This is a genomic window from Latilactobacillus parasakei (assembly GCF_049674265.1).
GTDB lineage: Bacteria > Bacillota > Bacilli > Lactobacillales > Lactobacillaceae > Latilactobacillus > Latilactobacillus sakei.
In genome coordinates this window covers 1,659,408-1,681,505 of record NZ_CP186861.1, presented here as the reverse complement: position 1 = coordinate 1,681,505, position 22,098 = coordinate 1,659,408, and the positions used below count along the sequence as shown (strand labels likewise).

15 protein-coding genes, 2 tRNA genes and 1 rRNA gene are annotated in these 22,098 nt (G+C 41.4%); 4 read left to right on the top strand and 14 right to left on the bottom strand.

What is annotated here, in order from left to right:
• Positions 1 to 144 precede the first annotated feature (144 nt).
• The 7 genes from ACPBEH_RS08355 to ACPBEH_RS08325 form a co-directional block, all read right to left on the bottom strand.
• A tRNA-Ala gene (locus ACPBEH_RS08355) sits at positions 145 to 217 on the bottom strand.
• 26 nt (positions 218 to 243) lie between these two features.
• Positions 244 to 317, bottom strand: a tRNA-Ile gene (locus tag ACPBEH_RS08350).
• A gap of 91 nt (positions 318 to 408) precedes the next feature.
• Positions 409 to 1,982: ribosomal RNA gene (locus tag ACPBEH_RS08345) — 16S ribosomal RNA — on the bottom strand.
• 527 nt (positions 1,983 to 2,509) lie between these two features.
• Positions 2,510 to 3,178, bottom strand: a complete 669-nt coding sequence (locus tag ACPBEH_RS08340) for a Crp/Fnr family transcriptional regulator (protein ID WP_271894952.1) — start codon at positions 3,176 to 3,178, stop codon at positions 2,510 to 2,512.
• 18 nt (positions 3,179 to 3,196) lie between these two features.
• Complete coding sequence (locus ACPBEH_RS08335; protein WP_424348891.1) at positions 3,197 to 3,745, bottom strand: ferritin-like domain-containing protein; 549 nt, start codon at positions 3,743 to 3,745, stop codon at positions 3,197 to 3,199.
• A 12-nt stretch (positions 3,746 to 3,757) separates the two neighbouring features.
• Positions 3,758 to 3,979, bottom strand: a complete 222-nt coding sequence (locus tag ACPBEH_RS08330; RefSeq protein ID WP_424348890.1) for a heavy-metal-associated domain-containing protein — start codon at positions 3,977 to 3,979, stop codon at positions 3,758 to 3,760.
• Between the two features lie 78 nt (positions 3,980 to 4,057).
• Positions 4,058 to 5,920, bottom strand: coding sequence for a heavy metal translocating P-type ATPase (locus ACPBEH_RS08325; RefSeq protein ID WP_424348889.1), 1,863 nt, complete (start codon positions 5,918 to 5,920; stop codon positions 4,058 to 4,060).
• A gap of 309 nt (positions 5,921 to 6,229) precedes the next feature.
• On the opposite strand from ACPBEH_RS08325, the gene ACPBEH_RS08320 reads away from it, so the two are divergent.
• The 3 genes from ACPBEH_RS08320 (at position 6,230) to ACPBEH_RS08310 (ending at position 10,566) form a co-directional block, all read left to right on the top strand.
• A complete protein-coding gene (locus ACPBEH_RS08320) occupies positions 6,230 to 7,405 on the top strand; it encodes a glycoside hydrolase family 88 protein (protein WP_424348888.1) in 1,176 nt (391 codons plus the stop codon).
• The gene (locus ACPBEH_RS08315; RefSeq protein WP_424348887.1) at positions 7,371 to 9,224 is read left to right on the top strand and encodes a DUF2264 domain-containing protein; all 1,854 of its coding nucleotides are present in this window, start codon (positions 7,371 to 7,373) and stop codon (positions 9,222 to 9,224) included. Before ACPBEH_RS08320 ends, ACPBEH_RS08315 begins: the two co-directional genes overlap by 35 nt.
• A gap of 64 nt (positions 9,225 to 9,288) precedes the next feature.
• Entirely contained in the window at positions 9,289 to 10,566 is a 1,278-nt protein-coding gene (locus ACPBEH_RS08310) for an MFS transporter (protein ID WP_424348886.1), read from the top strand.
• 23 nt (positions 10,567 to 10,589) lie between these two features.
• On the opposite strand, the gene ACPBEH_RS08305 is transcribed toward ACPBEH_RS08310, so the two are convergent.
• From ACPBEH_RS08305 to ACPBEH_RS08275, 7 genes are all read right to left on the bottom strand, one after another.
• Positions 10,590 to 12,278, bottom strand: a complete 1,689-nt coding sequence (locus tag ACPBEH_RS08305) for a hypothetical protein (RefSeq protein WP_424348885.1) — start codon at positions 12,276 to 12,278, stop codon at positions 10,590 to 10,592.
• A 253-nt stretch (positions 12,279 to 12,531) separates the two neighbouring features.
• Complete coding sequence (locus ACPBEH_RS08300; RefSeq protein WP_424348884.1) at positions 12,532 to 13,359, bottom strand: GH25 family lysozyme; 828 nt, start codon at positions 13,357 to 13,359, stop codon at positions 12,532 to 12,534.
• A gap of 197 nt (positions 13,360 to 13,556) precedes the next feature.
• A complete protein-coding gene (locus ACPBEH_RS08295; protein ID WP_424348883.1) occupies positions 13,557 to 14,594 on the bottom strand; it encodes a LacI family DNA-binding transcriptional regulator in 1,038 nt (345 codons plus the stop codon).
• Positions 14,595 to 14,780: 186 nt separating this feature from the next.
• Complete coding sequence (locus ACPBEH_RS08290; RefSeq protein WP_424348882.1) at positions 14,781 to 15,770, bottom strand: hypothetical protein; 990 nt, start codon at positions 15,768 to 15,770, stop codon at positions 14,781 to 14,783.
• Positions 15,771 to 15,910: 140 nt separating this feature from the next.
• The gene (locus ACPBEH_RS08285) at positions 15,911 to 16,798 is read right to left on the bottom strand and encodes an ROK family protein (RefSeq protein WP_424348881.1); all 888 of its coding nucleotides are present in this window, start codon (positions 16,796 to 16,798) and stop codon (positions 15,911 to 15,913) included.
• A gap of 1 nt (position 16,799) precedes the next feature.
• The gene (locus tag ACPBEH_RS08280; protein ID WP_035146394.1) at positions 16,800 to 18,446 is read right to left on the bottom strand and encodes a glycoside hydrolase family 13 protein; all 1,647 of its coding nucleotides are present in this window, start codon (positions 18,444 to 18,446) and stop codon (positions 16,800 to 16,802) included.
• Positions 18,447 to 18,457: 11 nt separating this feature from the next.
• Entirely contained in the window at positions 18,458 to 20,398 is a 1,941-nt protein-coding gene (locus tag ACPBEH_RS08275; RefSeq protein WP_424348880.1) for a sucrose-specific PTS transporter subunit IIBC, read from the bottom strand.
• Positions 20,399 to 20,622: 224 nt separating this feature from the next.
• Between ACPBEH_RS08275 and ACPBEH_RS08270 the strand changes: the two genes are divergently transcribed.
• Complete coding sequence (locus ACPBEH_RS08270; RefSeq protein ID WP_424348879.1) at positions 20,623 to 22,098, top strand: sucrose-6-phosphate hydrolase; 1,476 nt, start codon at positions 20,623 to 20,625, stop codon at positions 22,096 to 22,098.

Genomic DNA, 22,098 nt, shown 5'->3' with positions numbered 1-22,098 from the left:
TTTGAGTTTAGCGATATGAACTAATTCATATTTCTATTATTAAAAAACTCTTTAAAACGCAATGTTTTTCTCGGCTTTTAAAACTAATATATTACTTATTATCCAGTTTTCAAAGAACAAAGTTACGATGACTATTGTCATCAATGGAGGATAACGGGATCGAACCGATGACCTCCTGCGTGCAAAGCAGGCGCTCTCCCAGCTGAGCTAATCCCCCATAATGAAACTATTAAATTGGTACAATGGGCCTAAATGGACTCGAACCATCGACCTCACGCTTATCAGGCGTGCGCTCTAACCAGCTGAGCTATAGGCCCAAAAACGTCCTTAATGATGAGAGTAGACCTCTCAAAACTAAACAAAGTTTTGATTTCGCAAATGTACAAGGTTTTCCGTATTATTCCTTAGAAAGGAGGTGATCCAGCCGCAGGTTCTCCTACGGCTACCTTGTTACGACTTCACCCTAATCATCTGTCCCACCTTAGACGGCTGGCTCCCCGAAGGGTTACCTCACCGGCTTTGGGTGTTACAAACTCTCATGGTGTGACGGGCGGTGTGTACAAGGCCCGGGAACGTATTCACCGCGGCATGCTGATCCGCGATTACTAGCGATTCCGGCTTCATGTAGGCGAGTTGCAGCCTACAATCCGAACTGAGAATGGTTTTAAGAGATTAGCTAAACCTCGCGGTCTCGCAACTCGTTGTACCATCCATTGTAGCACGTGTGTAGCCCAGGTCATAAGGGGCATGATGATTTGACGTCGTCCCCACCTTCCTCCGGTTTGTCACCGGCAGTCTCACTAGAGTGCCCAACTAAATGCTGGCAACTAGTAATAAGGGTTGCGCTCGTTGCGGGACTTAACCCAACATCTCACGACACGAGCTGACGACAACCATGCACCACCTGTCACTTTGTCCCCGAAGGGAAAGCTCTATCTCTAGAGTGGTCAAAGGATGTCAAGACCTGGTAAGGTTCTTCGCGTTGCTTCGAATTAAACCACATGCTCCACCGCTTGTGCGGGCCCCCGTCAATTCCTTTGAGTTTCAACCTTGCGGTCGTACTCCCCAGGCGGAGTGCTTAATGCGTTAGCTGCGGCACTGAAGGGCGGAAACCCTCCAACACCTAGCACTCATCGTTTACGGCATGGACTACCAGGGTATCTAATCCTGTTTGCTACCCATGCTTTCGAGCCTCAGCGTCAGTTACAGACCAGACAGCCGCCTTCGCCACTGGTGTTCTTCCATATATCTACGCATTTCACCGCTACACATGGAGTTCCACTGTCCTCTTCTGCACTCAAGTTTCCCAGTTTCCGATGCACTTCTTCGGTTGAGCCGAAGGCTTTCACATCAGACTTAAGAAACCGCCTGCGCTCGCTTTACGCCCAATAAATCCGGACAACGCTTGCCACCTACGTATTACCGCGGCTGCTGGCACGTAGTTAGCCGTGGCTTTCTGGTTGGATACCGTCACTACCTGATCAGTTACTATCAGATACATTCTTCTCCAACAACAGAGTTTTACGATCCGAAAACCTTCTTCACTCACGCGGCGTTGCTCCATCAGACTTTCGTCCATTGTGGAAGATTCCCTACTGCTGCCTCCCGTAGGAGTCTGGGCCGTGTCTCAGTCCCAGTGTGGCCGATTACCCTCTCAGGTCGGCTATGCATCACGGTCTTGGTGAGCCTTTACCTCACCAACTAACTAATGCACCGCGGGTCCATCCTAAAGTGATAGCCGAAACCATCTTTCAACCCTACACCATGCGGTGTTAGGTTTTATGCGGTATTAGCATCTGTTTCCAAATGTTATCCCCCACTTTAGGGCAGGTTACCCACGTGTTACTCACCCGTCCGCCACTCACTCAAATGTTTATCAATCAGGAGCAAGCTCCTTCAATCTAAACGAGAGTGCGTTCGACTTGCATGTATTAGGCACGCCGCCAGCGTTCGTCCTGAGCCAGGATCAAACTCTCGATTAAAAGTTTGTAGCTCTTGTTTTGTTACTTAATTTATTTGCTAGCGAAATTGACTTCGCAAATATGTTGTGCCCCGAAGGGCGACCCTACACATTTGGTTTATCAAAACTTTGTTCAGTTTTCAAAGGTCTACCTTATATGAATCGTCGCTGTTTGAAATTTAAAATCCCATAAGCAACGCAATTAATCATATCATGCGATCAAGTTGATGTCAACTACTTTTTAAAAATAATTTTTATCAACTTTTCAATCACACGTTCATCTCTCGACAACATAGAATATCTTACCATCCTAGTGTGACAACGTCAATCACTATTTTCACATTTTTTTAAAAAACTTGAAAATAACCTTTACCGAGCTTAAAAAAACCGTTTTAATCCATTAAAAAACCGCCCTAATTGCGCCACTGATTATCTCTTATAACACTTTTAAATCGCGATTTCGCCACCATTTTCACGAATTGGTATAGTTGAAAGGCGTATTGGCTAACAAATCATGCAAATTTGTTAGCCAATACGCCTTAATCACCGCTAATAGAAGTCTTCCAAGCGTTCATAATCTAATATTTCGACTTGCCGTCCTTGTCTTTTTATCAATTGACGCTGTTCTAATTGTTTTAATTGTCGTGATAAAGTTTCTGGTGTCGTCCCAATATACGTTGCTAATTCTTTTAACTTCATCGGGATTTTAACCGTCAACGTCTCACTGACCTTCACCAAAGCCAATAAATAAGTCACAATTCGCGATTCAACCGATTCGATATTCATCAGATTGGCTTGTTGTTCCAACTTAATCATCTTATTAGCCGTTACTTCTAAAAGTTTCAAACTAATTTCCGGATAAGTTAATAGTAGTTCTTGAAAAGGTGCGCGAGGTAATGTGCAGATTACACTGTCTTGGAGTGCCTCACCATATACTTGTTCCTCCTGATTCGTAAAGAGCAACTTCTCACCTTCAAAGTCACCCGGTTCCATAATCCGTAACAGTTGTTCTTTACCCGCTGCGGATAATTGATAAACCTTAATACTCCCACTGGCCAGAATCACTAGGCGTTTTTGCGCAGTCGGACTAATGACTTGCTGACCCTTAGCAACCTTTTCGTGGTGCGTTAGCGCCGAAATCTTCAGGAGACTATCGTGATCAAGGTGACTAAATATCGGTACTAGTTCTGCACAAATATGTTGTTCAACAGTTGCCACACGCCCACTTCCTTCTATTTAGTCGTCATCTTCTTCATCTAAACCTTCACGCGCATCCTTACCCAGTTGATTTTGCAATACGCGAATTTGATGTTGGTTATACCCTAACATATCAATCATATCAGTTACTAAAGCAAATCGTTCTTCTTTTTGGGCGAGCTTGATCGCCCGTGATACGAATAGGTTGGCGGTGTTAAAATCGTTGACCAATTCCGCCATCATAGCAGGCACATCCCAATACTTGATGCGAGCATCTTCAGTAAGCATCAAGTATTCAGTGTATTCCGCTTGGGTCGTCGGGATTACTTCGCCCTCATCCAATAATCGTTCGGCCGTCTTATCTAATAGCATATCATTTTCAGTTAATAAAGTTGCCACTTGTGCCTTGAAGGTGCCATTATCAATCCCTTTGGCAGACCACTTCATCTGACGGAGTTTGCGCCGTTGGATTGTGAGATTGGCCATAATGTGGCCGATCATTGCACCAGCCGTTGGTGTATGGTGATCCACATCCGCTTGTTTCAGTTCTGCTTGGTAACGTGCTTCAATTGCCGCTGTTGTTAACATCTCAATGCCCCCCTATTTAACCTTCACACTTTTAACCTTGTAGCCCAGATCCGTAACCACTTGGGTCAATTGTTCTGGGTTAGTCGTTGTTTCATCATATTCAGTTTTCACTTTGCTTGCATTAAATAGTACCTTGACTGATTCGACGCCTGCTTGTTGACTAACACCCGCTTGAATTTTTTGCATACATGATGGGCATGAGAGCTCATCTAATTGCATCACTAATTTTGCCATAACAAAAACCACCTTTTCTTCATTTGATACCTTTACTATACTGCCGGTCGCATAATTAAAAATTGATCGTCATCAAGTTTAGCGAACTTTAAACCGAATTAAGCGCATCGCGTTTAAAATGACGACTAAAATACTAATTTCGTGAACCAACATCCCGCTGGCCATTTGAACGTAGCCTAAAATCAATCCTAATAGAAGTAACGCGACCGTTCCAACCGCAATCACGATGTTTTGAACCGTATTACGGGCTGTCGCCTTAGTGAGGTAATCGGCGTAGACGACTTCAGAAAGTGTCGATTGCATCAATACAATATCCGACGTTTCAATTGCGACATCTGTGCCGGAACCCATCGCGATCCCAATGTCCGCAAGCGCTAATGAGGGACTATCATTGATGCCATCCCCGATAAAAGCGACTTTTTGGCCTTTTGCTTGGTACCTTTTCAAGTAATCAATCTTCTCCGCTGGTAACAAGTTCGCGTGAAATTCTGTGATCCCCACTTCGCGGGCAATGGCTGCCGCTGTTTTTTCATTATCCCCGGTCAGCATCACAAGCTTTTTAACGTCGGCCTTTCTCAAACGGGCCAAAGCTGCTTTGGCGTCCGGTTTCACCGTATCCGCAATCCCGATAATCAGCGCCAATGTTTGATCAATCGCCACCAACACTGTTGATTGCCCAGCCCTTTGACTGGCTTCAATCACCGCGCGTTGTTGCTCATCAATGATAATGCCGGCGTCCGTCAATAACTGCGCGCGGCCAATTCGAACCACTTGTTCCCCGACTTGGGCTTTAACCCCCAGCCCTTTGAGCGTTTCAATGTGAGTGACAATCGGTAAAGCCGTTAAGCCTTGTTGTTGGACATAGCTAACCACCGCCAGCGCTAATGGATGATCCGATTGCTTTTCGACGGCTGCAGCTAATTCCAAAACAGTCGCTTCATCAGCCGCATAGTTCACAACTTGTGCTACTGCCGTTTCGCCTTTAGTGAGTGTCCCCGTCTTATCGAAAACCATTGTATCGATCCCGGCCATCTTATTAACCACCTCGCCGCCTTTAATCAAGACGCCGTTTTTCGCACCGTTACCAATCCCAGCAACGATTGAAACTGGCGCGCCAATCACTAAGGCACCTGGGCAACCCAACACTAAAATCGTAATCGCTAATTTAAAATCGCGTGTGATCAAGCCGACCACTAACGCTAATACCAACACTGCGGGTGTGTAGTATGTCGCAAAACGATCGATAAACTTTTCCGCCGGTGATTTACTATCCTGCGCTTCTTCCACCAATTCAACAATTTGGGCAAAAGTCGTGTCATCCCCAACTTGATTAGCGACTACGGTCAGCGTGCCATTGTCGACAATCGCGCCAGAATAGACGCTGGCGCCAACTTCTTTTTTAACCAGCTGTGCTTCACCCGTAATACTGGCTTCATTAACAAAGGCACTTCCCGTGATAACCGTCCCATCAACTGGCACCTGACCACCCGCTTTGACTAAAACGTGATCGCCAATTACCACATCGTCGACATCGACTGCCGTCACAGTGCAGTCATCCGCAACCACTTGTGCGGTTTGAGGTGCCATCTCCGATAATGACCGGATTGATTCCCGGGTCTTTTTAAGTGTTCGTTGTTCAAGATAACTCCCGAATAAGAATAAAAAGGTCACAATCGCCGATTCGTTGTATTCGCCAATAACAAAGGCCCCAATCACCGCAATGGTCACCAATAAATCGATGCTCACCACTTTGACCTTCAAGGCTTGGTAAGCCTGCATCAAAATCGGCGCCACCCCAAGCACTGAAGCAATTAACAATAGCCCTTGCATCCCAATAACCGGCTCACCTAACCAGCGCCAACTGTAAGCTACCGCAATTAGTAGCCCTACAATCATCGCAATTTGATTCTTAGACGCTTGTAACGATTTTTGAAATCGCATTTGAATCCCTTCTTTCTATCTGTTGTCTCCATTATAGAAGGCCCGTGATCGAAAGAACTTGATGATCATCAAGTTAGTAAAAATTAAAAAACGGATTTTATTAGTAAAACAATTTGCGTTAAAATGTTTTTTACTAAAAATATAAATAAACATTAAAGCCTTATATATCGGATTATTAAAGCTAATTTAAATCCTAAAAATAAAAACTACCTTGAATTAGTTATTTACTTTTTTACTAAAAAATACTATTATAAATTCAAGAAAACGTTTTCAATTATAAATAGACTATTCAAATTCGAGGGTGAGTATATGGCAACAACCTGGTTCCAAGACGCAAAAGTCTACATTGAACAAAAAACAGCACACAACGCAACGACTATCGGACCATTTTTCCCACACACAACACTTGCTGGCCACTATCAGCTAGCTGAACCGCAATGGTGGACGGCTGGTTTCTGGCCCGGTATTCTCTGGCACCACTATCATGCCACTCAAGACCAAGCAACAGCTGCTTTAGCTGAACAACTTGAAGAAAAGATGCAACCACTCTTAAGCGACCCTAGCAAACTCGATCATGATATGGGATTCATGTGGACCCTAACCAGTTTAGCGCGCTACGATTTAACGCACGATTCGAAAGCCAAAACGAACGCTTTGTTAGCAGCCACCTTATTACTCGGTCGCTTCAATAGTGCTGGCCGTTATTTAGAAGCTTGGAATAGTTGGCAAGGTGCCGACGATACTAGCGGGATTGTCATTATCGATAGTTTGATGAACATCAGTCTCCTTTATTGGGCAAGCGAAGAAACGAGTGATCCCCGTTTTGCAGTTGCCGCAACGCAACATGCCGAAACTATCTTGCGCGAATTCGTTCGCGAAGACGGTTCCGTCCATCACATGGTCAACTTCGACTCTGCTACTGGCGAAGTACTTGAAAAAATTGGCGGCCAAGGATTTGCCGAAACGAGCGCTTGGTCTCGCGGTTGCGCCTGGGCCATTTATGGTTTTGCAATTGCTTATCACTATACACAAAAGCCTGAATTCTTAGCGGCTTCAATGAAAATTGCAAATTACTTCTATTTACACACGGCTAATAGCGACGTACCACTATGGGACTTCAAAATTCCAGCTAATACGGCTCAAACAAAGTACGATTACACCGATTCTTCGGCCGCAGCAATTGCCGCTTGTGGCTTTCTACTATTAGGTCGCATCGCCGCTCCTGAAGAACAGGCCTTTTACCACGATGCTGGCGCGGATTTATTGAAACGCCTCTATGATCACGCTACAACACCAACGACTGATACTGCATTGATCACTCACGGCACTGGTCATTGGCCAGAACAAAAGAATCTGGACACCGGTCTGATTTACGGCGATTACTTCTTCTCCGAAGGCATTTATCAATTAAATGACGTTTATAACATTTTCTGGTTAGGAGGCCACTGGCATGATGCAACCCTACAATCAAACACTCAAGAATAACCCTTTAAAAACACGCGCCGATTATGAACAAGCGTTAATTTCATTAATCGACCCCGTCTACAACTTAATGACGGCTCAAAAAGCAACCGGCCGTGTCCATCTCGGCACAAGTGGCGCCGTTTATGATGAACCACGCCGCGATATCGAAGGTTTTCTACGGAGTTTATGGGGCTTAGGCCCTTTGTGTAGCACGCCTGAACGAGCTGCCACTTATTCAACCTATTTTAAAGCTGCCACCGACGGTATTCTAGCAGGCACCGATCCACAATCACCTGAATATTGGGGCCAATTGACAGATTACGATCAATTATTTGTTGAAATGGGGTCTTTAGCAACTTTTCTAACCTTAACACGTGGTTTCTTCTGGGAAACATTAACCGACCAACAACAAACTAATATCCACCAATGGTTAGATCAAATTAACCATCGGACAATTCCACCAACCAACTGGTTATTCTTCCGCATCCTAGTTGATTCATTTTTCGAAACAGTCGGCTTGCCGGTACCTAATGACCAAATTACTCATGATTTAGCCGACATCGACGGTTACTACCTAGATGACGGCTGGTATTTCGATGGTTATCGCAATCAAATCGATTACTATATCGCCTGGGGAATGCAGTATTACGGCTTACTCTTCAGTACGCTCACACCTGAAAAAGATAATCCTCACATCACCGCTTTCCGCGAACGAGGCGCACGATTTGCCGCCACTTTCAAAGATTGGTTTGCCGCTGACGGTGCCGCATTACCTTTTGGTCGTAGTCAGGCCTATCGCTTTGCTCAATCCTCATTCTGGGCAGCGGCCGCTTTCACGCACACGCCTTTAAAAGACGTTTCACTTGGCGAGGCAAAATATCTACTCCTAAATAATATGCGCCAATGGTTCCAAAAACCAATTTTCAATAGCGACGGCACCCTTTCAATCGGCTACGGTTACGCTAATTTAAATATGGCAGAGGGTTACAACGCACCCGGTTCCCCTTATTGGGCGCTCAAAAACTTCATTATTCTAGCACTGCCAGATGATGATCCATTCTGGCAAGCAACAGAAGTTCAACCCACATTTACCACACTTGATCAAAATGACTATAGTCGTATGTTGATGGTTCACAGTCAAGACGGCCAAGAACTTCAAGCATTTACAGCCGGTCAACATTCTCATGAACACGCACATGGCGCAGCTAAGTATGAAAAATTCGTTTATTCGACAACGTTTGGCTTCAGTACGCCTAAGGATACAGTCTTACCTAAACAAGGCGCCTTCGACAATACGCTCGCCGTTTCCGAAAACGACTATCATTACCAAACCGTCTTCGGTTACCAAGGCTTCCAAACTCACAGTCATTACGTTTATGGTCAATGGCAATCTTGGCCCGATGTCACAATCAAAAGTTTTATCATCCCTTGTTACCCTTGGCACATCCGGATTCATGTGATTGATAACCAACGACCCATCAACCTCATCGAAGGTAGCTTTAGTGCCCCTTCCGACGGTCAACTGATTACTAGCCAATTAGCCAATAGCTGTTTCTACGTAAGTTCAATTGGCACTACCGGGATTGTCTCGCTAACACCAGATTTAACCACCGAGCTCACTGCACCAGAACCAAACACGAACTTTATTTATCCCAAAACGGTCTTACCACAACTCGCAGGTCATTTGGCAGTCGGTCAACATACCTTGATTTCAGCATATCTTGGCACACCAGATCAAGATGTCTCACTACCAGAGGCCATCGACGTTCAACTCAATCAAGACCAAGTCACGATAACAATCGGTAAGCAACAAACCAGCATCAAACTCACTGAAATTTAAAAGTCCAATCTTTGGGCCACCTCGAAATGTAAGCGGATTATATACGATGAAGGAGTGAATTCTTTTGGCTAAAACCAATCAAGCAGAAATCGATATTGCAAATGCAAACGCGAAAGTAAAAGATGAACAGCAACCCAAACTTCCTTGGATGTTCTCCTGGGCGATGTTCCTGGCACCAATGGTCTGGTACGGCCCAAACATTGCCGTACGAAATACCTTAATCCCCCAATTGTTCGGTCAAATCGACCCAGCTAATAAAGTTTGGGCTTTCGGGATTATCAGTGCCGCAGCGACTTTTACCGGCGCTATTACCAATTTATTATTCGGTGCCTTTTCAGACGTAACACGCTCAAGATGGGGGAGTCGAAAACCTTACATTACAATCGGCACCCTCGTAATGGCAGCCATGATGGTGATTATTGCCAATTCAGCATCTGTCATGACGATTATTTTCCTCTGGATTATCTGTGCGGCCGGCGAAAATGCGGTTGCCGCTTCAATCTACGCCCAAATTTCCGATCGTGTCGCGCCTAAATGGCGGGGTACCGCTTCAACCTTCTACGGTGTTGGCTTCACAATTTCGCAACAAGCGTTCACCATCTTAGCCGCTCAATTCTTAGGTAATATTAAATTTGGGATTTATTCTATGGCATTAATCTCCGTTATCCTTGGGATTGTCCACCTATTATTGGCTAAAGAACCTAGCAATCTTGATGAACCAAAGATTTCAATCAACAAAGAAACTTTTGCGAAGTACTTCTTCTTCCCAACAAAAGGTGCGCGTGATTTCTACCTCGCCTTATTCGCAAAATTCTTCATGGTTGTTGGTAGCACGATTATTACTACCTACACCTTATTCATTTTCACTGATTATATGGGCGTTACAAATCAACAAGCCGGCAAATCAATCTCGATTTTCTCAACCTTAATGCTTGTCTTCGGTGTAATTTTCGCACTAATTTCAGGCCCGTTAGCTGATTGTGCTAAACGGGTTAAGATGCCTGTTTTATTCGCAATTTTCTTACTAGGGTTTGCCGCATTATTCCCACTCTTTATCGCGCACCCTTGGGCAATGTACGCTTACGCCGTTTTCGCAGCGATTGGGAACGGGATTTTCAACTCAGTTGACGGTGCCTTAAACCTCAATGTACTACCATCATCTGATACTGCCGGCAAGGATTTAGGTTTAATCAACCTTGCCAACACCCTTTCTCAAATGATTGGTGCACTCGCTGCTTCAGCAATTGTTTCAACTATGGGCTATCAAAAGATTTTCTTGGTCGCCATCATTCTTGAATTGATCGGCGCAGCCCTCATCGCAATGATTCGTTCCGTTAAATAAATAAAAAAGCACTGATATTGGCTTTAACCAATATCAGTGCTTTTTTTCGACCGAAAACGCGGCTTAGATTGTGCCTTATAAATAATCACCATCAAAGAAACCAGGCTAACCACACTGATGATATTCCCAACTTTTTGAAGCGGCGTTTGTTGATACAAAATCGTTACTGTGCCGCTACCCTTCAAAGTAACTTGTGTTAAGCCGGTTTGCTGATTCATTTTTAGCGGCACCAGTTTATTTTCACCACTAATTCTGGCAACATACCCTTTGTAGTAGATAAATGGCACCTCTACAACGGCCCTTCGATCGTTGCGTGTCGCAAATTGAAAATAATATTGACCCCAAGTAGCCTGTTCCTTAGTAATTTTGATATCATTTTTCCGATATTTAAGCGTTCGTTTCTTATTTTTAAGGATTTTAGAATAATCCGTTTGAGCCGGTAGGTACTCACGCCCAGCACCAATATAGTAAGAATTAGGTTGATTATATGCAGCATTCGTCCTAAACCGCCAACTTTGCGTTTGAATACTATTTGTCGCATAAATAACGTTCCCTAGACCAAGCACCAAAAGCAGTCCATAAAAAAGCAGCTTATTATCCAACAAACGCAAGTCGTCTTTTGCGATTAAGTAGCTCACAATGGCCGTGATGACCACAAAAAAACGCCACGGAAACTGTATAGTATTGATAATCGTATCGTCAAAGAAATGCCACGGCATGATCGGTGTCGCCATAATAAACAACCCGAAGGCTATGACAATTAAATCCCGTTCTTCTTTTGAATGCCAGAATGAATAACCAGCAATCACCAACCCAATCAGAATCGTAATCCCGACATTAACCGTATTAGCATGAAAAACCGCATTCGTTAACGAGTGGTGTAGGAGTTTATCAAGCGCCAATGTGCGGTCCGATAGAAAAGCTAACGGTTGTGTTGCGACTTGAAACGTCATCGCCGTCATTTGTTCGCCAACCGCCAAAAAGTAACTCCCCAAGAGGCCAATAGTCATCACCCCAGCTGCGATCAGGTATTTCAAACTTCGATTTTGATAGAACCTTTTCAGATTAAATAGCGTATAGACTAAGATAAAAATACCTGTCATTTCAACAGAAATCATATGACTATACCCAATTGCAGCCAGTCCCACGGATAGTAAATACCAATGGCGCTGAATACCAGCCTTAAACCGCACCATCATCACAATGATTAGTGGGAAGAAAGTAAGGGCAATTACTTCACCAATCGCTTGGCGATTGACCAAATCAGCGAATCGATAAATACTGAGCCCGTAAACTAAAGCAAACACCAGTGCTCTTTTCTGATTAAAACCGGCTAATTTACCAGCGCCATAAGTGACTAGAAACGTGCTTAAATTAATAACAATCGCAAAAACAACGAAACTTTCTTTGATCGAGAAACCAACAACCCTCAAGATAGCCGGTAAATAAAGAAAGAAATCTGGATAAAATAAACCAGCCGCATAGCCCATCCCGCCAATAAAAAAATAGCTAATTTTCGGAAATAGCTCACCCTGTTTAAGCGATATTGCCAGGTTTTCGATTCTATTCATATGAAAATGGTAGTCAGAGCCCGATAAAATCTTGCCAGGCTGCAAATAAACAATGGCGACCATGGCAATACTCAGTACAATAAAAAATAATAGCGTTACAATCGCAATATGTTGGCGATAAAAACTTTTTAATTTTTTCACTATCTGCACCTCATAAAGTTTTCTAACCCTAACTTAGTCATTTAACAACAGCCGGCATATTCTTCACTATAGGACATCAATAAACAGGACTTATTATCTATTAACTTTACCGAATCAATATTATCAATGTACAATTATCTGTTTAGCGCTTAACATATCAAAAATTGATATGTTAAGCATAAAGGCAATCCCGATATGATTAAATAAATAAAAAAACGGACTAATCATTGATTAGTCCGTTTATCTATCTCCATTAACTAAAAGCATTTAAGTAATCTGTACTGATATCAAAATGACGCGCATTACCTAATTCCGGGAAGTATAAATCACTGGCCCATTGCCACGAGGCATTTTCCGTGTGTAATAACTGATTCTCAGAAGGATTCATTGGCCATTCAGCTACCCAGCAAGTCTTTGGACCCAATTTAGTCATATCTAACACTGACGAAAACCATGATTTAGAAGAATAATGATAGACATTTTTAAAGCCCGCTGCTTTTAAAGTATCAGCAAATTTCAAAGTATTGGTAGTCGCACTTGAACTATTAACTGCTTCGTAATCATTCACAAAAGATGTATTTTGAGCCAAATTTAATTCTTTTGCATAATTCATAAAGTAAGTCGCTTCTTCAGCCGCTTCTTGCGTATTAGCGAACCAGCTAAAATGATAGACACTCACTTTTAAGCCGGCTGCTTTGGCGTTTGCAATCTGTTCAGGTGCTAGTGGATTACGATAGGAATCTCCCTCTGTTAATTTGACAATCACGCCTTTAATCCCGTATTTATTTTTCATCAATTGGAATTCATCTTTTGAGATACTGCCATTATTACTTGAAATATCAATAAAATCTTTTGCAGGACGGCCGGTTTCAGCTGCCGAAATGCCCGATTCATCAGCAAAAGGCGTTAACTCACTTCGCTTAATCAAATCACCCATCGCGTGGTTATTATGTTCGTTGATGATGGTCTGCATGATTGCACCTGAGTGACCAGTCTGACTAGCGGCACCCACTATATTTGGCGTAAGCAAAGCGCTAGATAATAATAGCGTTCCTAAAGTTAACGTGACGATTTTTTTCATGTTGACCTCCTGCGTCTTTTTTCAACTGATTATCGTTTGTCACGATACATAAGTTTGGTTTTATAGATACCATATGAATATTATCTTATGATGGCGTTTTAAAATCAACTAATAACCTTTTTAAGCATCAAAAAAGACCTGCGGCAAAAAAAGATTGTCGCAGATCTTTTATGACAGATATCAATATCATGCCATTCTTAGCGGTGACACTCAGTCGTTGATTGTCTAATCACTAATTCCGTACTCAATACGATTCGTTGCGCGATTGACGGATTTTCGATCCGTTTTTGAAGCGTCGCAATCCCGACTTCACCCATTTCCTCGGTAAAAGTCTTAACGGTCGTTAAAGGCGGGTTCAAATAACGGGCAAAAGAGAGGTCGTTAATCCCGACCACCGAAATCGTCTCCGGCACCTTAATCTCTTGGGCCGCTAATTCGTTCATCACACCAATGGCCATCGCATCATTGGCGGCCAAAATAGCTGTTGGTAAATTATCACCCCAACTCGCTAAGGCCTGTTTCGTTAATTTCTCACCCAACCCAACCGTTAAACGGGCGTTGGTGTCGACGAAGAAGTACTGCTCATCTAATAATTGATAGTGTCGCATAATATCGCGATACGTGTTCACAACTGGCGTTCGGTATTCACGGTAACCATGTAAATTATCGTGTTCCTCGGCACCAATGAAGGCAATCTTTTGATGGCCTAACTGAATCAGATGTTCAATCGCCAGTTCAGCCGCTTGTTCATAGTCACTATTAATCGTGTCGAAATTTTGAAGTGGAAAATTGGTGCCAATAAAGACCGCATTATCACTTAACTTAACAATTTTCTTAATTGTTTGTTCGTCAAATTTACCAATACAAATACTGCCAACAACTGATTTCAAGGCATCTGATTCTGTATCGCCCTTAATCAAGTTGTAACCCAACTGTTGGGCCGCTTTTTCGGCACCAATCCGGATTGACATGTAATAAAGATCGTCAAACTCTTCATCACCTTGTCGCCATTGAAATAAAGCAATATTCTTTTCGGCAGCCTTGGTACGCTTAGATGACTTCCGTTTTTGATGCTTCTTCGTCTTATATTTTGTGTAATTTAGCGCTTCGGCGGTTTCAAACACCTTACGCTTAGTCGCTTCAGTAACGCTCAATGATGCATCGTAATTTAAAATCCGCGATACAGTCGCAATTGAGACATTCGCTTGTTCCGCAATGTCGCTAATCGTTGCCATGGTGACTCCCTTCGATAACTTAACTAAAAAAATAAGCCCCGACTTATTTTGAGGCATTCGCAATCTTACCAAAGTGATCATGCCTACCCTCTATTATAGACTATTTCAAGCCTAATATAACAGGAATTAGGCGAGTATTCCGGTCAAAATAAAAAAGCCATTACTAGAATGACTTCTTAAAATTTATTATTCATCTAACGTATACACCTTAGGGTTCTGTGCAGCTTTGATGACAGCTTCCGAATATTCATATCGAGTCCCAACATCATGCCAATTTAACGCATTTATCTCTTCAAAACTAATATCATCAATCGGCCGTAATCCCAATGCTTCCGACGGCGATTGCCAGTAATAGCTGATTGTCTGATTACTATTCACGATATAACCACCGATTGGTGAGCCATTCCCTGAATTTCCAGATAGAATATAATGCATTTCTTCATTTGGCTTCGTTTGAACATGGAATTCTATATCATTTTCAAAACCATCAACATTCTCCGTAAAATCAGTCATTTTTAACAAGTACCCTACAATATTTGCATCTGTCGGTCTGTTTTGTGTATTATGTTGTCCTTTTTTCTGATAACCGGCGATAACCTCTGCTTTTGTTGTTTTCTGAATACTTGATAACGTTAGCCAGTCGCCATTTCCGAACCGTGACCCACTTTGACCCGATAAATTACGAATTTGATATTGCCCATTGTTGATCCTTAAATCAAATTTTGATATACCTTCCGCATCATGCTGCTCCCCAGTATCAGTATCTACCATAATCAAGCCATTACTTTTCAATTCATAATAACCAGCATTTTTATAAATAATTGTCCCCGAACTAATGATTTGAGTAGTACCGTCTTCAGGATAGACAATGCTAAATTGTCCATCATCTTCTAGCGATTCAATATTAACCGCCAAATAATTTGACGTTGTCCAAGAACCAGTTGCTAAATCCTGATGTGCCACCGTTGATTCCTTTTTAGCCGTGACCACTTTTTTCCGTGCCACACTAAATGTGGTCGTCGTAACTTTCTTTTTCTTTATATTATCCTGTATTTTATGATGATGCGTATCAGGCGTTGCTTGCGACCGTATCATACCGCCTAGTTTAAACCCCGCGATAATAATCAGTACCAAAATTAAAACAGCCCCAATAATCTGCTTCGTTTGCTTTTTCATTTACTTTCCCCCATAAAAGTATTTATGATTCCGTTAACTATTGCTTCAGTATACCTGATGTTAATCACAAATAAAATATCAGCTAATTCACAACAAATAAAAAAACTAGGTCTCAGAATCAACCTAGCTTTTCTCAATTCTCACTTCCGATTGTATTGTTTTAACGCTAATGCAAAATCTCCAAGTGTTGCCGATCCATTGTTCTCAACTAATGGCATCGTTATATAATCTTCTAACTTAGGGACTTCAACATAATTGTTTAATTGTTCTTTAAATTGCAATCTAACTTTATCTAAAAAGATTTCATTAACTACCCCACCTCCTAAAATAATTTTATTAGGGCGAATAATCAAGGTTTGTTGCACCACAGCTTGTGCTAAATAGTAGGCCATAATATCCCAAACTGGGTCTGACTGATCGACATCCTGTCCTTTTTTGCCTAATCGCTTCTCAAAAGTGGGACCGGCAATCAATCCCTCTAGGCAATCACCGTGAAATGGACAGTTTCCTTCAAATTTTAAATCATCTGGATGCCGCTTTACGAGAACGTGTCCCATTTCAGGATGGCCCAAGGTTCCAATTAAATGACCATCAATAATAGCACCGGCACCAACACCCGTTCCAACTGTGTAGTAAACTAAAGAATCAACAGGTTGTTGCGCTATCCGAGCTGCTACATATTCACCGTACGCTGAGCCATTAACATCAGTTGTAAAAATAATTGGCCGTGCAAGTTCTTTCTTTAGATAACCCACAAAATCAACATCATGCCACCCAATCTTGGGAGTATTTGTAATATATCCATATTTAGCGTGATTTTTCCGTAATTCGATTGGCCCAAATGAAGCGACTGTTATTACTGTCACATTTGGGAATTTTTTAAAAAAGGTGACTACTCGCGCTAAAGTTTCTTGTGGCGTTGTCGTCGCAAATGTTACTTTATCCTTAACTTGATAGTGCTCATCTCCCACGGCACAAACAAATTTAGTTCCGCCGGCTTCCACACTGCCCACTAATAATTCACTCATGTTACTTTTCCTCATTCCCGATAGCTACAACCAACGCATCATACGGCTGTAATACACCACTTGTCGCTATTTTATTTAATAATAAATTATTGCTAATAATTTTTTGATTAGGCCCGAAGTGCTGAATGGGTAGCGTATAACTTTCTCTATTCTTAGATAAGTTAATAATAACCAACCAACTCTGTTCTCCTAACATCCGTTTGTAACTAATCACATTTTGATTACCTGTTGGTACATTTTCAAATCGGCCTTGGCGAATAATTGCGTTACGTTTTCGTAATTTTATTAACTGCTGGTAAGTCGCATAAATAGACCGTTCATCTTGTTTGGCCAATTCAACATTGATTTCTAAATAGTTAGGATTTACCGGTAACCATGGTGTCCCATCTGTGAAACCTGATTGATTCTTACCATTCCATTGCATCGGATGCCGCGCGTTGTCTCGACCTTTAGCATTAATCCCATTTAGGATATCACTTATCGCATAGCCTTGTTGCTGTCGTTGTTGGTAAACTCGCCGACTCTCAATATCCTCAATTTCGTGATAACTCGTAATTGGATAATTGGTCATGCCAATCTCCTCACCCTGATAAATATACGGTGTTCCTTTAAGCATATGCAGGTAAATTGCTAATGCTTGCGCACTTTTTTCACGATACTGGCTATCGTCTCCCCAACGTGACACAATTCGCGGTAAATCATGATTACTCCAAAATAACGAGTTCCAACCAACGCCATCTAGCGCTAATTGCCATTTACTAAATACCGCATGTAACTCTGCTGGAATAAGTGGTTTTAAATCCCAGCGAGTCATCCCTGATTGTTTATCTAAATTAATTTGTTCAAATTGAAAGATCATCGATAGTTCGTGGCGATTAGGATTACTGTACATCTGGCCAATTTCGGGTGTTGCCCCCCATGTCTCTCCAACCGTTACTACATCATACTGTGAAAGTACCCTTGCGTTCATCTCTTGAAGATACGCATGTAATTGCGGTCCGTTTTCCTTAATTTTGCGGTCAGGTTCCTTCCCTATCAGATCAATAACGTCCATCCTAAAACCACCAATCCCTTTTTGAAGCCACCAAGTCATCATCTGGTAGACAGCTTCTCTAACTTTAGGATTTTGCCAATTTAAATCCGGTTGTTCTTTCGCATAAAAATGTAAATAATATTGCCCAGTAACCGCATCAAACGCCCAAGCTGATCCTTTAAAATTACTTTGTAAATCATTCGGAACACTACCATCGGTTGCAGGGTCTCGCCAAATATAAAAATCACGATACGGATTATCTTTTGATTTTCGTGCTTCTAAAAACCATGGATGTTGGTCACTTGTATGATTAACAACTAAGTCCATAACAATTTTAATCTTACGAATCTTCGCCGCTTCAATTAACTGCTCCATATCCACCATAGAACCATATTCCGGATTAATTGCCTGATAATCTGAAATATCATAGCCATTATCAACATTAGGGGATTGATAAACTGGTGATAGCCAAATTGCATTTACACCCAGATCAGCTAGGTAATCTAATCTTTGAATAATACCTTGAATATCACCAATTCCGTCTCCATTACTATCTTGAAAACTTCTTGGATAGACTTGATAAAATACTGCATTTTGCCACCAGTTAGTTTGCATATAACTACCCCTTAATCCTTTTTAGCGTGTAATTGAATAATTTCTTCGCCTTGCATAGCAGCCTTGTCGACTGTTAAAAGCGGATCAACTTGTGCATATCCCGCTGTATTCGTCACAATAGTCATTGTTAGCGGTGTTAGCCCGGCCTGTTTAATCTTATCAATATCAAAATGACCTAATAAATCGCCTTCGCTAACATGTTGTCCCTGTTGGATAATCTTTTCAAAACCTACACCATTTAAATTAACTGTATCTAAGCCAATATGAATTAGCACTTCCGCACCATCATCCGATTTTATCCCGTATGCGTGACCAGTATCAGCCGCAATTGTTATCACACCGGTAACTGGTGCAAGTACATCTTGAGAAGTTGGCATAATCGCAATACCTTTTCCCATTGCTTCACTTGCAAAAACTGGATCAGGTACTGATGCTAAGTCAACAATTCGTCCGGTAACTGGTGAACTAATCTTTTCATCTTGTAATCTCTCCACTACTTCTGGGGTAGCTGGTGCTTCATTGATTATTTCTTCTTCAGTTGTCTTCATTGCCTTTTTACCGTACAAGTATGTCCCCACAAAGGCAATTACGAAACTAATAATAGCTCCCATCATAAAACTAGGGATGCTCTTAGGTGCAATCGCAATAAACCCAATAATTCCTGCAGGTCCCATTGATACTGATAAAACATGTAATAAACCAATAATAAACGATGAGATTCCTGATGCAATTAAACCAATAAAGAATGGAAACTTCAATTTTAAATTAACCCCAAATAATGCTGGTTCAGTAATTCCCAACATCGCAGAAATCCCAGCAGAAGTCGTTAATGACTTTTGTTGTTTATTCTTAGTAACGAAGAATACAGCGAAAGTTGCAGCCCCTTGAGCAATATTTGCCATCGCTGCAACGGGAAAAATAAACGATCCACCAGTTTTGGCAATATCTGCCAAAAGTGTCGTTTCAATTGCCGGGAAGCTTTGATGTAGGCCAGTTAAGACAATTGCTGAATAACCCAGGCCAAAAATCCCCATACCGACTGCACCTAACGTTTGATAAGCCCAAACTAAACTATCAGTAACACCATTTGAAACAATTCTCAATGCAGGACCAACTAATGTAAAGGTTAAAAATCCTGTGATAATAATCGATAACATTGGTGTAAACGTAAAATCAACAGCATCATTTAAATGTTTATGGAAGAATTTCTCTAAATTAGCAAGAATGAAGGCAACTCCGATAACCGGAATTACTTGACCTTGATAACCAGCTTGCGCAATATTCAATCCAAAGACATGCCAATACGTCATATGCCCTGTAGCGATACTTTCAGCAACCCCATAACCATTAACTAGGTTAGGCATAACCAACATCATTCCTGCTGCCGCACCTAAATATGGATTTCCACCAAATCGCTTAGTTGCAGAAAATGCAATTAAAATTGGTAGGAAGGTAAATGGCGCTGACGACATCATATTGACAATCTCAGCGAATCCTTTCCACTGTGGAAACATCTGGACAATTGATTGTGCGCCAAACAAGCCTTGACCTGTCAAAACATTATTAATAGCCATTAATAGGCCGCCAGCAGTTAACGCTGGTATTAATGGCACAAAGATATCGCTTAAAACCTTAATGAACTTCATAATAATATTGTCTTTATTATCAGCCGCAATATTTTTTAATTCTTCTTTAGAAGCTTCTTTAATATTTACAATCTTAATAAATTCGTCATAAACTGTATTAACATCCCCTGGACCAACAATAATTTGATATTGGCCATTCGCGTTAAACGTACCCTTTAGATCTGGATCATTATCTAATGCTGCTTGGTCTATTACTTTCACGTCCTTCACAACTAATCGTAACCTAGTCGCACAATGAGCAGCCGCAACCACATTATCTTTTCCAATTGCCTGAGCTATTCGTTTCGCTACTTCCTTATGATTCATGCCGAACACTCCTTTTAACATTATTGTTTTACACATTTTTGTAAACGCTTTTCAAATACGATGATACAACCGTTTACATTTTATGTCAAACGATTATCATATTTTATGAAAAACATCTATAATATACTTATTTATAAAGATTTAAAAGAATGACATACGTTTGACATATCAATCGTTTACATTTATATTATATTTATTAATAACATGTCACAAAGGAGTTTATTATGCCATTAATTACAAACTGGACACGTCAACTACGCTATCAACCTTACTCAGATTGGTCCATCGATTATCAACAACAATTGTTGAATCGTGTCCAAAATTCACCCTACCGTCTTAATTACCATATTCAGCCAGATACAGGTTTATTAAATGATCCCAACGGTTTCTCTTATTTCAATCACCAATGGCACTTATTTTATCAAAGTTATCCTATGGGACCAGTTCACGGTCTAAAATCCTGGCACCATCTTATTTCAGATGATCTTATTAATTGGCACAAAGCAACTCCTTTATTACCTGGCGGAAATTTCGATAGTCACGGCGTATATTCTGGTAGTGCATTACCAATTAACGATAGACTCTTCCTTTTTTATACCGGTAACGTCAGAAATAGCGACTGGAAGCGATCACCTTTTCAAAACGGTGCATGGCTAAGTCAAGCAGGTACCATCAGCAAAATATCTGAACCTCTAATCAAACAACCACGCCACTATACCGATCATTTCCGAGACCCAATGATTTTTAAGTATCAAGACCAAATCATGGCGCTAATTGGCGCTCAAGATAACAATAAAATTGGTAAGATTGCCGTTTTTAAAGCAGATCACAATAACATTAATGATTGGCGCCCACTCGGCGAATTAACTTTTACAAGTGAAAAACTAGGTTACATGATTGAATGTCCTAACCTCATCTTTATTAATCATCAGCCGGTTTTAATTTTTTGCCCACAGGGTTTAACATCCGAAGTTATTTCTTACCAGAACATCTATCCAAATATGTATGTGGTTGGTCATTCATTCGAACTCAATACAACCACCATTACGCAGCCTTCTGAGCTTACTAATCTTGATGACGGCTTTGACTGTTATGCCACACAAGCTTTTAATGCTCCAGATGGTCGTGCACTGGCAGTAAGTTGGTTAGGTTTACCTGAAATTGAATATCCAACTGATAAAGACGGTTGGGCTCATTGCCTAAGCCTAGTTAAAGAATTAACACTCCATGATAATCAACTTTATCAATACCCCGTCGAAGAAACAAAAGCGCTCCGCCAAACAAAACAAATCCTATCACTCAGTAAACAAAGCATAATACCTACAACTAACGCTTATGAATTAGAACTCGAAGTGCCGGCAAACACTAGTCAAACACTCCACGTCTTTAGCAATCCCTCAAAATCAAATGGTTTAGTACTTACTATCGATACAACAAATGGTAAAATTACAATGGATCGTTCTAACGCTGGGGTCTCATTTGGCCAACAATATGGTCAAATCAGAACAACTAATGTTCAACCCCATCATCCTATTCATATTAACTTATTCGCAGATCAATCAGTCGTTGAACTTTATATCAACCATGGTGCCAAAGTCATGAGTAGTCGCCTATTCCCCACGGAAAATCAAAATACAATCTGGGCAGAAATACCACAAAAAGCACAACTTTGGCCTTTATCTAAAGTAAATAACAACTGA